The sequence below is a fragment of the Bacillus sp. FSL E2-8868 genome (assembly GCF_038005505.1).
Classification (GTDB): domain Bacteria; phylum Bacillota; class Bacilli; order Bacillales; family Bacillaceae_G; genus Bacillus_A; species Bacillus_A mycoides.
Map to the genome: position 1 here is coordinate 1480220 of NZ_JBBOTI010000001.1, position 14058 is coordinate 1494277.

A 14058-nucleotide genomic window follows, 5' to 3' on the forward strand; every position below is an offset into this window, starting at 1 on the left:
TATTTAAAAAGCGCAACTAAGCAACCTGAGTTCTATATTTATATGGACTCAGGTTATTTAATTTCTTTTGAAATCTTTGATGATTATAAAAGTGCATATATTTACGCACGGCAAGTTTGACCTCATTCGCTTTACGGAAGGAGTATAAATGAAAACACTCTGCCTTAAAGTGACTGAAGAAGTTTTCCATACAAGCATTATCCCAACAGTTGCCTCTTCGAGACATACTTGCCTTCATCTGATATTTTTTAAGTAATTGATTATATTGACGAGATGTATACTGGGATCCTTGATCACTATGTAAGAGGATTCCCTTCACATTTCGTTTTTTCTTTGCCTTTTTAAGCGTATCTAACACAAGCTTTAAGTCGTTTCTACGACTGGTTTCATAGGCAACAATTTCATTATTGTATAAATCCTTAATAGCGGATAAGTACAAGCGCTGTCCATTGAAAATCAAATAGGTAATATCGGTTACCCATTTCTCATTCGGTTTTGAAGCCTGAAACTCCCTATTTAGATGGTTCTCTGAAATCACATAAGCTTCTTTTTTTCCGTAATAAGGTCGTTTTTTCCTAATTACGGCTTTGATACCTAGTTCACTCATCAATCTTTGGATGTGCTTATGGTTCAAATGAAGGTTATATGTGGCTTTCAGCCACACTTGTATTCTTCTATATCCATAAATTCCTCTTAATTTTTTATGACACTCCAATATCTTTTTCTTAATTTCGATATCCTCTGATTGTTTTTTAGAAGGCGTCGTATGCCGTTTTAGCCATTTGTAGTATCCACTTCTGGTTACACCAGCAATATCGCATAGAATGGTCACTGTATAACCTGTTTTTGTCATTTCATGGATGACTTCGAATTTTTTTATTTTGGATACGACTTTCATTCCTCCTTTTACATCCCTAAGAGCTTTTTTAACATTTCATTTTCCGCTTCTAATCGTCTGATCTTAGCTTCAGGATCTTCGGGTCTAACCCTTGGTCTACCTAAACCTGGTCCTTTCGCTTTACCGCGTTTTTCTTCTAGTCCTTTGATTCCTTCAGCTTCAAAGTGTTTCACCCAACGACTTACAACCGAGTGATGAATACCTAATTCTTTCGCAATGGTTTTATAGCTCATGCCTTCTTTTAAGTATAAATCTATAGCTTGTTTCTTAAATTCTACATCGTAAGTGACTCTAATTTTTCCCATGAAAAAATCCCCTCCATAGTAAACAGGTTAATGTGCTTTCTTTTTCCTGTCTACTATAAGGGGATCATATCAGAGAGCAGGGTTCTTCTTTTTCCTTGCTACCGATAATAGGACGTTATGTTAACTATACTTGTATGGAATATACAATCCAAAAAACACCGCACATCACTTTTTCGAAATGGTACAATAAGGAAAAAAGGTAGAGATTTCATCATGAAAAGACAGGTCAATCATTTATGGATGAGTATTTCATGTTTCATGCTAGCCGTGGCTTCTGGATAAGTTGCGTATGGACAATATGTAGAAGGTATAAGAAAAGCAATTACATGGGTACTCATAGCATTAAGTCTAAGCAATTTATTGATGGGTTCGTTACATCTGCGTAAGCATCGGAAAAATGTAAAATCACAAAACCTCTTAGAAAATAATTAGAGGTAACTGTAATGAAAAGAAAGGAGAACAAGAAAAATGGAAATGCTCATTACGCTTCTTCTAATAGGAGGGATGGCTGCCTTACGAGTAATAGCAATAAGTAAGATAGAACTTCAAACAAGTGAAAGTCGAGTGGTAACTTGTCCAAAATGCGGTAGGAAAATTAGGAGAGGAAATTTTGCCCCCTATTGTAATCATTGTAACGTAACATTTTGACTTCCGCTAACGAAAATTATGTAAATAAGCTGTTCACTAGATTCTCATAGAAAACTGTGGTGAGATGAAATTTTTGATTTTGAAGCACTTCAAAATCTTAGCTAGATGGCTATGTATCGGTACCCCACAAATCAAAGGCAGGAACATATCAAATATGTTCCTGCCTTTGATTTTATTAAGTTTAATATCTATGACCTAAATATAATAAAATTTGGAGCTTCTTTTATTTTAGAGAGATGTTTCCTAACAGTTGATTTTGTTAACGAAAGTCGACTTAAAATCTATATTTTGTGTGAAATAAAGTACATATAATAAAAGTATGAGGTGATACAGTGAGAGAAATTCATATTCATAAAATCATTGCGGATAAGAGAAAAGAAAAAGGAATTACACAGGAAGAGTTAGCGGCGTATATCGGTATTACGAAAGCATCTGTTTCCAAATGGGAGACTGGGCAGAGTTATCCGGATATTACATTTGTGCCACTGTTAGCATCGTACTTTAACATAAGTATAGATGAATTAATTTGTTATACACTGCAGAAGATATTAAAAAATTATATCATAGACTAGCGGAAGCTTTTAGTGAAGAACCGTTTGATGAAGTAATGATGGAGTGCAGGGAAGTGACAAAAAAATATTATTCTTGTTTTCCATTATTAATTCAAATGGGGCTACTTTTTATTAATCACCACATGTTAACAGAGGATATGGATAGAAGAATTGAAATTTTAGAAGAGGCAATGTATCTCTTTAGCCGAGTGCAGGGAGAAAGTGTAGATGTTTCTCTTGTGAAAGAGGCGGTATCGTTTAAAGCAACTTGCTATCTTATACTCAATAGACCAAATGAGGTGCTTCAATTACTTGGCGAAACGATACGTCCTAACTTTCCAGAGGAAGATCTAATTGCGCAGGCGTATCAAATGTTTGGAAATGCTGAAAAGGCGAATGAAATGATGCAAATTAGTATGTATCAACATTTAATACAACTCGTTGCGACAATACCGAATTATGTAGTAGTACATGCCTCAAACGCTGAAAAGGTAGAGTAATTGTCTGTAAAAGATCGGTTGTTGTAGGTTAATCTAGTTTAGTATATGGGTTGTGAGTTTTTTAGCGTCGTTATCCATTTAGGAATGATAAATTCTAACTATTTAAGTTGTAAAAACGAACATTTTTATTATTTTTATTAAAAATGTTCACTTTTAGATTGCGTATACACTAAAAGTTTGTTATATTACCAATATAATAATTTTAAATAACATCACTCGTATATACTCGGTAATATGGTCCGAGCGTTTCTACCTAGTTCCCAATGAAAGAACTGGACTACGGGTTAAAGTATTCGGTCGCTTTCTGTATTGAGCCGCTACCGTTCTATAATTTAGCATTGGCCTCATCTTTTGCTTAATTAACTTTGACTACCGTAGTTCTAGAAAGTAGAGATTTTTCTACAATTTCTAGAGCTTTTTTCTTTGGACCAAAACATCGAGTATAGAAAACAACAAGAGAAAGAGGAGAGATTATTTATGAAGAAAAATCTGTTAAAAAAATATGGTGCCCTAGCAACTACTATCGCATTATCATTCTCAATACTTGCAGGATGTAATGCTAGTCCAAAACAAACAGCAGAGGCAAAAAGCACTCAAAACCCTATCTTAATTCAAGGCCCAATGCCAATAGAAGCTGAAAAATTTGCAAAAAGGTTAAAAAATGTGAAAGAAGAAAAATCTGGGAGTTTCGTATTTTATAAAGGAACTGTAGACAATTATCCTGTAATCGTTGCGAAAACAGGTAAAGGAATGGAAAATACAGCAGCCGCTACAGCAGTGGCTATTGAAAAATATAAGCCTATAGCGATTATTAACCAAGGAACATCAGGTGGACATGATCCTAATTTAAACGTATTTGATATTGTGTTAGGAAAACAAGTCGCGAATATAGGTTCACTAAAAACAACAAATATGAATGAGAACCAAGGAATTGAACCGGAAAAATGGATATCTATGGACCTGATGGCTTCTGAAGGGAGTGCAGGAGAAGATCCAAATGCTGAGAAAATCCGATACTACGAGGGAGATAAGGATTTACTTGCAGCAGCTAATGCAGTGAAAGATAAATATACAAAAGGTAAAGTGGTCGAAGGTACTATAGGTTCAGCAGACGTTTGGAATAATGAAGTTGATAGAATTAAATGGTTCCATACAAAATACGGTACATCTGTAGAAGAAATGGAAGGTGCAGCAGCAGCGCAAATCGCAAAAGCTTATGACGTACCATTTTTAGGGATTCGAGTATTATCTAACAATAAAACAAACGGCGGAAAATACAATCCAAATACAGCGGCGGCAAATCAAGAATATGTATATGAAGTAGTTAAAAAGTATATAGATTCGATACCAAATAAATAGTAGTAGTTCTGTCTCAATATAAAAATGTTATCATTACTTCACAATGTGTTGTGAACTCAGAATTACCAAAGTTTCTTTAATTAAAATAGATTGGTGCCTTACATGGTATCCAATCTATTTTTGTACTTATTCTACAGAGGAAGAAGGGTTTTACACCAAAAAATAAAGACAGTTATAGAAAAAAGAAAAGTCGAACGATTTATCAAATATGCATAATTGCATAAAAAAATTGAAATTTATAAGTTAACATTAAACTACTTTTTAATTGTAAAGAATATTTTAATAATCTTTACTAGAGAAGGATATTCCTTGTGAAAAGTAGATAAACAAAAAGCGTGGAAATAATACAGACTCAATAGAGTTTTGTATTAAATAAAAAGAAAAGGATGGGTATGGCTTTCTAAAAGTTTTTGGGGGCTAGAAAGCATTTTTTAGTTAATAGCTTCAAATTATATTTTAAAGGGGAAATGGGTATATGAAGTTTAGAAATACAAGGCTTGCTATGGTTACACTATCTTCATTTTTTATTTTAGGTACTGCATCTCTATCATTCACAGATATCATACACGGTGAAGTAGCTTCTGCATCACCACAAGAGATTATTGTAAAAAGCTATGACGATACATATTATAATAATGCAATAGGAAAAATGGGTTTAGAATTAAAGAAGGAACTTCATAATATTATTGATGATCATACAAAGTTATCATACAGTGCGGTTTGGGAAGCACTAAGAGATACTGATGAAGATCCAAATAATAAAAACAATGTGCTACTCTTATATACTGGGCGTTCGCAAGGGAAACTTACGAATGGTTCAGGAGTTGATAATTGGAACCGAGAGCATGTTTGGGCAAAATCACACGGTGATTTTGGAACGACTGCAGGAGCTGGAACAGATTTGCATCATTTAAGAGCGACGGATGTATCTGTAAATAGCTCACGTGGAAATCTGGATTTTGATAATGGTGGTGTGAATCATTCAGAAGCGACAGAATGTAAGTACGATAGTGATTCTTGGGAACCTCGTGATAGTGTAAAAGGAGATATCGCTAGAATGCTATTTTACATGGCTGTTCGTTATGAAGGAGACAACGGCGAAATAGACTTAGAATTAAATGAAAAGGTGAATAACAATAAAGATCCATACATGGGTAAACTATCCGTTTTACTAAAATGGAATGAACAAGACCCTGTCGATGATTTAGAGCGAAAGCGTAATGAAGTGATTTTTACGAAATATCAACATAATCGCAATCCTTTTATTGATCATCCTGAATGGGTAAATAAAATTTGGAATTAAAATATTTAAAGGTATTTTGCTTTGAGAGAAGGGATTGATCACTATGATCAATCCCTGTTTATATCTATACTAGAATAAGTGATTTTTATAGGATTGGAGAATAGAATAGATATTTTATTAAGTTAAGTATAATATGATTCTTTTAATACGGTCCCCACTCAATATTCACGCCAACAATAAGAAAAATAAGTCCAATGATAAACCAAATGAATGCAAGTGGAGCCATGAAGCGAATCCATTTTCCATAAGAAATGCCGCTCGCTGCGAGAACGCCCATTAAAACACCGGAAGTTGGATTGAGGCAGTTCACTACACCTTCTCCAAGCATAACAGCCTGTACTGTAACTTGGCGTGTAATATGCATGAAATCGGCTAATGGAGCTAATATCGGAATGAAAATAACAGATTCTCCTGTCCCGGATGAAATGAGGAAATGTAATGCGGCACTACTTACATACATGCCGAGAACGCCAAATACAGGGCTATGTCCTTCGAGAGACTGTGCGAGTTGATTAACGATTGTATCAAGTAATTTGCCTTGTTCTAAAATGACTGAAATACAACGAGCCATTCCGACGATCAAAGCACCGTATATGAGATTTTGGCAGCCTGCTAGAAAAGTAGAAGCGATATCGTTTGCTTTCATACCACCTATTATTCCCGCTGTAATTGCTATGAATATAAAAGTAGCGGTCATTTCTGCGTCCGTCCAATGTAGACGAAAAGCGCCTATTAAAAATGCAATTAATGATAAAGCTGAAACGAGTAAAATTAATTTATGACGTATTGTCCAAGGAACTTCTGTTTTCTCTGTTTCTTTCTCACTTGAAAGAGCATTACTTAGAAACCAGTTATCTCCGAGTATGCTTCCTTTATTCGATTTTTTTAAGCGTTTTACATACCAATTAATATACAAAACGGTAGCAATTAAAAAAGAGATATAAATTGCCGTACGTAAACCAATTCCTGAAAACATCGGGAGTTCTGCGATTTTTTGTGAAATGCCTAAAGGTGAGGGAGATAAAATAGTAGCATTAAAACCAGCATAAGTGCCTAAATAAATAATTGCTACGCCGACGATAGCGTCCCATTTTAATGTGCGTGCAACGATGATGCCGATGGGGATAAAGCCGATAACTGAGTTCACGATAATACCAGTCGTTCCGAGAATAGAAAAGAGTGCGGCGACAATGCAAATGAAAAGTAATTGCTGATTCCGAAATTTGTTAATTACATGATAGATTAAACCGTCAAGAGCACCTGTTTTTTCAAGAATTGCAATGGCTCCACCTGTAAATAAAATTAAGAAGATGATAGGAGCAGCAAGTGTCATTCCTTTTTCAATAGCGGTAAAAAAAGAAACAAACCCTACCGGCGATTGTGGAACAGAATGATAACTTCCTGGTATTGTCGTTGTAACAGTACCGTTTGTGACTCTTTTAAATTCTCCAGCAGGAACGAAATATGTAGCTATTGCACAAAGTAAAGCAATAAAAAATAGTAGTACGTACGCGTCAGGCATTTTAAACTTTCGTTTACTCGGCTGTTTTTTTACCTCGGTCTGTAATTGCATAAAACCCCCTCCTTTTTCACCTGGTTAATTTTTAATATTCTGAAATTTATCTGTGAAATAGATTATAATAAAGGTGGCTTCTTAAGGCAATAGTTTTTCTATCCTTTTTCTGCACATACAAATTCTTGCAGCATTAGACAGGGAAACGAAAAAAATCCAAGAATATGTAATATAAAAGGAAAAGAAAAGAGGGAAAGAGATGTGGAAAACTACGGATCTATGTGATGAATTTAAAAAGGAATTACAAATATGTCGCCAGTCTTTTCGGTCTTTCGGGAAGAAAAAACAATTCTATGGGAAAATCGCAACGGTAAAAGTGAAGGATGATAATGTACTAGTGAAGGAAGGATTGCAAACATTACCAGAAGGAACGGTATTAGTTGTTGATGGCGGAGCGTCTACGAATTGTGCGTTACTTGGTGATAATTTGGCAGCTATTGCGGAGGAAAGAAAGCTAGCGGGGATTATTGTGAATGGATATGTTCGTGATTCTAGTGAACTAAAGAATATAGATATTGGTATTTTAGCGTTAGGGACGATGCCAAATAGAAGTATAAAAGAAGGAAAAGGAGAGCGTGGTATTTCATTGCAATTTGGACAAGTAGAATGGAAGCCAAATGAATATGTGTATGCGGATGAAGATGGCGTCATTATTAGTGAAAAGAGTTTGCATCGTTAAAGGTTAGTAAGTTACTATTCTTAGAAAATAAATCCGATAAAGCATGGACAAAATTCTTTGTCAATAGTAAAATAATACAGAAATTTAAAATTAACAGAATGTATAGGTTTATCGTTTTACGATAACTTAAATGGAAGTAAGTTGTGCCTAGAAAAGTGAATGTTATCACAATGGTGCGTTCATAAACGAAATTATTTTTCCTATACAAATATAGCCGCGAATAATGCGGGTAGGAGGTGTTGTACATTTTTGTTCGACACTTACAAAAAGAGAGTGTCAACCGCATACCCTTAAAGGGTCTTTTTTTGTGTGAATGTTAGTAAAGGGAGGGAATTTTGGGATGGCAATGTTAAAGAAATGGCTGCTTACATCATTAATGGCAGTGGCACTTGTATTTGTTTCTTTTGCGAATACAGTACATATTACGTTTGCTGAAGGAAAGACAGCGAAACTTGCAATTATTGGTGAATCACAAAAAGGAATTATGTTATGTCCGAAAGAAGTTTCCATTGAAGATGGAGAAACAGCTTTTAGTTTGCTACAAAAAGTTATGGGTGACAAAGTAACATCTGAAAGTATGTCATTTGGAACGTATATAAAGGGCATCGATGGATTAATGGCCGGAGCAACGAGCGGTTGGTTGTATGATGTAAATGATAAATCTGCAGAAGTTGGGGCGGATAGTTATAAATTAGAGTCTGGGGATGTTGTTGCATTTCGTTACGTTGCAGACTGGAGCAATATGAGTCAACAAACGTTGCAACAAACGTTAGATAAATTTGGCACTTGTAAAACTGTAGAAGAGCCAAAACCAGAGGAACCGAAAACAGAAAAGCCAGATGGTAAACCAGAAGAACCGAAAACAGAAAAGCCAGATGGTAAGCCAGAAGAACCGAAAACAGAAAAGCCAGATGGTAAACCAGAAGAACTGAAAACAGAAAAGCCAGATGGTAAACCAGAGGAACCGAAAACAGAAAAACCAGATGGTAAACCAGATGGTAAACCAGAAGATAAAGTAACAGAACAACCAAAGGAAGAGAAAGTTGAAATTCCAGCAGCACAATTAAACGAAGCGATTTCTAAAACATCAGAAAAGATGTTACAAGATGGAATTGGTAGTGATTGGGTTGCGATTGGACTTGCTCGTTCAGGTGTAAATGTTCCGCTTGAAACGAAAATAAACTATGTTAAGCCAGTAGCTGAAAAGGTTAAGAAGCGTTTAAATCGTTTTTCAGCAACAGATTTAGCTAGAACGATTATTATGATGAATGCAATGAATGTTGATCCTACAAAGGTAGAGGGACAAAATTTAGTACAAAATTTATTTGAATCAGATAAAGTGAATTCCGTTACAGGATACGCATTTACATTACTTGCATTAGATACAAAGAAATATGAGATTCCGGCCGAAGCAAAATGGAATCGAGCTGCTTTAGTACAAGCACTTTTACAAGCGCAGCATACAGACGGTGGCTGGACATATGATAGTTCAAGTAGTAAAGAAAGTGCTAGTAACGTTGATGTAACAAGTATGGTATTAGCAGCATTAGCTCCTTATCAAGATCAAGCAGATGTAAAGCCAGCTATTCAAAAAGCTGTTGATTATTTATACAAACAGCAGCTAGGAAATGGTGGTTTTACCGCTAATGGACAAGAGAATTCTAATAGTACTGCACAAGCAATTATTGGACTATCGCTAGTTAAAGATGTAGATCACGATCGTCTTAATAAAGCAGTACAAAATTTAATGTCATACCAGCTTCCAAATGGTGAGTTTAAATGGTTACCAAGTGATCAAAAAGGTAGCGGAATGGCTACAGAGCAAGCATTTTTAGCGTTACTTCAGTTTAAAGATCTTGGAAAATCGATTTATGATTGGTCAAATGTAGTAGAGAATGAAATTGATACGAAACCAATTGTAGAGCCAGAGACAACTGTAGAAGAAAAAGAAGTTGTAGAACAGCCGAAACAACAAGAAGAGTTACAAAAACAACCAAAAGATGAAAATCTAAAAGTTGTTGTAGATAACGAACGAGTTAATAAAGAAACAAACAAGAATAAGAATCAATTACCACAAACAGGAGCATCTTCTCATAGTGCAGCTACACAAGTAGGTATGGGTGTATTATGTATCGCTTCTGCATATGTATTATGGAGACGTAAAGCAGCTTAACAAAAATTAGGAGCAATCATTTGCTCCTAATTTTATTATAAAAGTGAGGGCTAATAATGAGTGGGGATGAACAAAATCTCCACTCATTAAAGTTTCACTTTAATATGAAAGGTGAGGGACAGCATGAGTAAGATGAAATGGTTCATTTCTTTAGTTCTTTCATTGGGATTATTAGCCGGATGTGAAGAAACGGCTGTAAAACCTGAGAAGAAGGCAGAACCGAAGCAAGAAGAGCAAAAAGAAGTAGCGAAACAGGAAGAACAAAAAGATGTACCGAAACCGGAAGAGAAGCAAGCTGAACCGGAACAAAAACCACAAGAAGAGCAGAAAGATAAACAAGAACAAAAAGTAGAAGAGAAACCGAAAGAAGAAAAAGCGCAGGAACAACCTGAAGTAAAGAAAGAAGAGAAACCAAAGGAACAGCCTGCTGCAAATAAACAACCAGAGCAACAAAAAGTACAAGAAGAGAAACCACAGCAGCCGAAAGCACCAGAAGTAAAAGAAGAAGCAAAGGTTGTTAATCAGCCAAAAGAAACACCAAAGCAGGAGCAAAAGGAAGATCCGAATAAAGAGGAGAAAACGATACCGACTCCGGTAGTACCAACTCCTGAACCACCAAAACCAGTACCAGTACCGAAACCGCAATCGAAACAAGTCACTATCTCCGTAAAAGGAAATGAAGGATACTTATTAGGTGCGAAAAAGGTTGATGTACAAGAAGGCGACACAGTTTACAGTGTGCTACAGAGTACAGGACTAGAGGTTGATGCAATGGGCTCTAAAGGTGATATTTATGTAAAAGGTATTAATGATTTATACGAGAAAGATATTACTGCTACTAGTGGCTGGAAATATCGTGTGAACGGTGCTTTTCCAAACTATAGTGCTGGTGTAGTTAAAGTAAAACCAGGCGATACAATCGAGTGGGTGTTTGTATTAAAATAGGAAAGGATCTTCGGTAAAGGACTATGAAAATAAGCTTTTCTTCTTTACATCCTTTTGTTAATTTTTTCTATTATATTGGGGTGATGATACTATGTATGATGTGTCTTCATCCTCTTTTTTTAATTGGAGCGATTATACTAATTGTAATCTTAAATATAGTACAGGGAAATAGTGAGAAAATCAGAAAGATGTTACCTAGTACTATCGTATTCTTTTTGATGGTTATTTTATTTAACTCTTTATTAACGCATAGAGGAGCGACTACGTTATTTTATTTAGGAGATAGCCGGATTAAGCTTGAGGCCTGTATGTATGGACTTGTTATGGGATTATTATTAGTTGCAATTATGTTTACATTTGCTTCTTATAACGATATTATTTCGAGTCATAAATTTTTATATTTGTTTTCGAGAATTTCACCGAAAGTTGCATTGTTAACGATGATTACAGTGAGGTTTGTTCCTTTGTTTATTAGGCGGTTAAAGAAAATTACACTCGTCCAAAAAACGAAAGGTGTGCAATTAGATTCAGGTTCACTCATTGAGCGTATAAAAAATGGAATGAAATTACTGCAAGTGTTATTAGTTTGTTCGTTAGAAGATGCACTACAAACGGCAGATTCTATGCAAGCTCGTGGGTTTGGTGTAACGAAACGTACGACATATATTCGATATAGAATGGAAAGACGTGATTTGTATACGCTAAGTTATTTAGTTTTTCTATTAATAACTTCATTTATATTTAGTTATTATGGCGGAGGGAAATTGATTATTTATCCGAAAGTGGAATCAATACTATTCCAGCAATACGATGGAATTATGTTTATATTATTTATGATGTTTATTAGTTTACCAATTATGATGGAAGGAAGGGTAACTAACTGTTACGATTTATTTAATCAATTATAACTAAAGTTAATTAAATATAGCAGTAAGCCCTGCTAGTCAAGTGATTGGCTAGTAGTGAGGGTTAACTGCGGGCAATCCCTAAAGCTGATTGAACTACAACGTGGCTAGAAATGGTGAGCGTGAATGTTGCGAAAGCAGAAAAAATCAATCAGATGGTGCAAGGTTAAATCCTAAACACTAGAACAATGGGTCTTCCGCATCGAATCATCTAAGTTAAAATTGATAAGATGAACGTTCAACGACTATCTCGTATAACTGACGAGAGTACATCACAAGCCTATGGTGATGGAAAAATCCTCTATCTCTAAAGAGATAAACATATAGTCTGCGCTCATGTGAAAACATGAGAAGTTCATAAGAGAACTGGCTAAGGAATTGCGCCCTTAGTTGAACGAGATAAATTTAATTAAATCTATCAAACTTCATTGAATCTATCGAATGTATGTACTATTGCGGATTCAATGAGGTGAGAATAATAATGAAATTTTTACGAGTTAGTCAAGTATCAGAATTAACAGGTTTGCATCCGAGTAGTCTCAGGAGAATGCACCAAAGTGGTGAATTAGTGCCTGAAAAGATTACTGCTGGCAAAACACGCTATTATTCAGAAGAACAAATCATTCATTATCTAAAAGGTGAGCGACCGAATAACCGCATCATAATTGGCTATTGTAGAGTTAGTTCTTCGAGTCAAAAAAATGACCTAGAAAGACAAGTCGATAGAATGAAGCAATATCTCATCGCACGAGGTTATCAATTTGAAATTATTGAAGATATTGGCTCTGGGATCAATTATAAGAAAAAAGGCTTTAACAAGTTAATGGAACGCATTGAGAACAATGAGGTTGAAAAAGTTGTTATCATGCACAAAGATAGGCTTGTGAGGTTCGGTTATGAGTTGGTTGAAAAGATCTGTCAACTACACGGAACAGCGATTGAAGTAATTGACAATACTGCTAAAACAGAAGAACAGGAGGTCGTAGAAGACCTTGTTCAAATCATTACAGTATTTAGTTGTAAACTTCAAGGCAAGCGCTCTAAAAAGACTAAACAGATAATCAAGGAGTTGACTTCTGATGATATTGGCGAAGAAAGTCAGACTGATTCCAACGCCTGAACAAGAAAAAGTGCTGAGAAACCATGCTGGAGCTTCAAGATTCGCTTATAACTATTGTAAAAGAATGAGTGATAGATACTATAAGCTATTTGGAAAATCTGTTTCACAGTTACTTACAGAAACGATTTACAAAGATCAAGAAGCGAAAGCTGATATGAGTGGTTAAAAGACATCAACGCACAAGTTCCCAAACAGGCTTTCCAAAAGATTTTGACAAGGCGAGAAAAAATTCGTTCGAAAAATACAAAAATGGCTATCACACTTCTTATAAAAACCAAAAAAGATTTAATCCAAGGATTTTATGCCAATTATGAAAGACTGATTATAGGAAAGAAAGTAGTTGATATTCGAACTTATTTGGAGAAGTGAAAACAAGCCAACAACTACCAAGTTGAACAAAAACCATCAAATCCAGTTACATTGATGGTCGTCACTGGTGGATTAGTGTAGGTTCAAAGAAGAATTCGAACTGCAAGAACTAACCAATGAGTCGATTGGTGTGGATGTTGGTTTAAAAGAGTTATTTGTAGCTTCTAATGGTACGAAAGAACGAAATATAAACAAAGATGCTAAGGTTAAAAAACTTTTGAAAAAGGAAAAAGTTAGCGCAAAGAGATATGTCTAGGAGATTTAAAAAGGTGTGAAATTTCAATCTGCCGGATATGAAAAAGCTAAACTGAGCACCTGCGGTTATCTAGGAAAATTACGAATATCCGAAATAACCATATCCATCAAGCAACAAGCAATTGGTGGAAACCAAACCAACAGTGGATTGTTGTGGAAGACTTACATATCTCAAACCTGTTAAAAAACAAAACTATCGAAAGCATTTTCATTTCAAAAATTAAACTTTCTTTCAATGTTTATCATACAAGTGTGAGAAGTACGGCATTGAATATGTAAAAGCTGATAAATGGTTCGCTCAAGCAAGATTTGCTCAAATTCAGGAGTTAAATACGACCATTCAGTTCAACCAGAAGGACAGTGGAGTTTAAAGATTCGTGAATGGAACTGTGTTCCATTCAATAGCCATCACGATAGGGATTTAAATGCTTCGATAAATTTATCAAGATGGGTAAAATAAATGCTTGATAATAGG

General features: G+C 35.3%; 10 protein-coding genes, 2 pseudogenes and 1 riboswitch. Of the genes and pseudogenes, 9 read left to right on the forward strand and 3 right to left on the reverse strand.

Annotated features, from left to right (window positions below; translation table 11 throughout):
- Positions 1–16: 16 nt before the first annotated feature.
- The gene (locus NSS74_RS07770; protein ID WP_002140633.1) at positions 17–898 is read right to left on the reverse strand and encodes an IS3 family transposase; all 882 of its coding nucleotides are present in this window, start codon (positions 896–898) and stop codon (positions 17–19) included.
- Between the two features lie 8 nt (positions 899–906).
- Positions 907–1203 (reverse strand): transposase, encoded by a 297-nt coding sequence (locus NSS74_RS07775; RefSeq protein WP_002135468.1) that lies wholly within the window; start codon positions 1201–1203, stop codon positions 907–909.
- A gap of 980 nt (positions 1204–2183) precedes the next feature.
- Here NSS74_RS07775 and NSS74_RS07785 point away from each other — a divergent pair.
- From NSS74_RS07785 to NSS74_RS07795, 3 genes and pseudogenes are all read left to right on the forward strand, one after another.
- A pseudogene (locus NSS74_RS07785) lies at positions 2184–2899 on the forward strand (helix-turn-helix domain-containing protein); the annotation flags it as partial.
- A 199-nt stretch (positions 2900–3098) separates the two neighbouring features.
- A riboswitch (purine riboswitch) is annotated at positions 3099–3202 on the forward strand.
- A gap of 177 nt (positions 3203–3379) precedes the next feature.
- Complete coding sequence (locus tag NSS74_RS07790) at positions 3380–4261, forward strand: 5'-methylthioadenosine/S-adenosylhomocysteine nucleosidase (protein ID WP_002142507.1); 882 nt, start codon at positions 3380–3382, stop codon at positions 4259–4261.
- A 475-nt stretch (positions 4262–4736) separates the two neighbouring features.
- A complete protein-coding gene (locus NSS74_RS07795) occupies positions 4737–5564 on the forward strand; it encodes an endonuclease I family protein (RefSeq protein WP_002033283.1) in 828 nt (275 codons plus the stop codon).
- 142 nt (positions 5565–5706) lie between these two features.
- Here NSS74_RS07795 and NSS74_RS07800 read toward each other — a convergent pair whose 3' ends face one another.
- Positions 5707–7137 (reverse strand): YfcC family protein, encoded by a 1431-nt coding sequence (locus tag NSS74_RS07800; protein ID WP_340813348.1) that lies wholly within the window; start codon positions 7135–7137, stop codon positions 5707–5709.
- A 199-nt stretch (positions 7138–7336) separates the two neighbouring features.
- Between NSS74_RS07800 and rraA the strand changes: the two genes are divergently transcribed.
- The 6 genes and pseudogenes from rraA (at position 7337) to NSS74_RS07830 (ending at position 14043) form a co-directional block, all read left to right on the forward strand.
- On the forward strand, positions 7337–7816 hold the full coding sequence (gene rraA / locus NSS74_RS07805; protein ID WP_002142505.1) for a ribonuclease E activity regulator RraA: 480 nt from the start codon (positions 7337–7339) through the stop codon (positions 7814–7816).
- Positions 7817–8156: 340 nt separating this feature from the next.
- The gene (locus NSS74_RS07810; RefSeq protein WP_340813351.1) at positions 8157–9989 is read left to right on the forward strand and encodes a DUF4430 domain-containing protein; all 1833 of its coding nucleotides are present in this window, start codon (positions 8157–8159) and stop codon (positions 9987–9989) included.
- A 123-nt stretch (positions 9990–10112) separates the two neighbouring features.
- Positions 10113–10934: a DUF4430 domain-containing protein gene (locus NSS74_RS07815; RefSeq protein ID WP_002142503.1), complete on the forward strand. Its 822-nt coding sequence runs from the start codon at positions 10113–10115 to the stop codon at positions 10932–10934.
- 23 nt (positions 10935–10957) lie between these two features.
- Complete coding sequence (locus tag NSS74_RS07820) at positions 10958–11842, forward strand: CbiQ family ECF transporter T component (RefSeq protein WP_033716380.1); 885 nt, start codon at positions 10958–10960, stop codon at positions 11840–11842.
- A gap of 478 nt (positions 11843–12320) precedes the next feature.
- A complete protein-coding gene (locus tag NSS74_RS07825) occupies positions 12321–12959 on the forward strand; it encodes an IS607 family transposase (protein WP_016103084.1) in 639 nt (212 codons plus the stop codon).
- Positions 12919–14043: pseudogene (locus NSS74_RS07830) on the forward strand (RNA-guided endonuclease InsQ/TnpB family protein). The gene NSS74_RS07825 and the pseudogene NSS74_RS07830 overlap by 41 nt, the downstream one beginning before the upstream one ends.
- Positions 14044–14058: the final 15 nt, after the last annotated feature.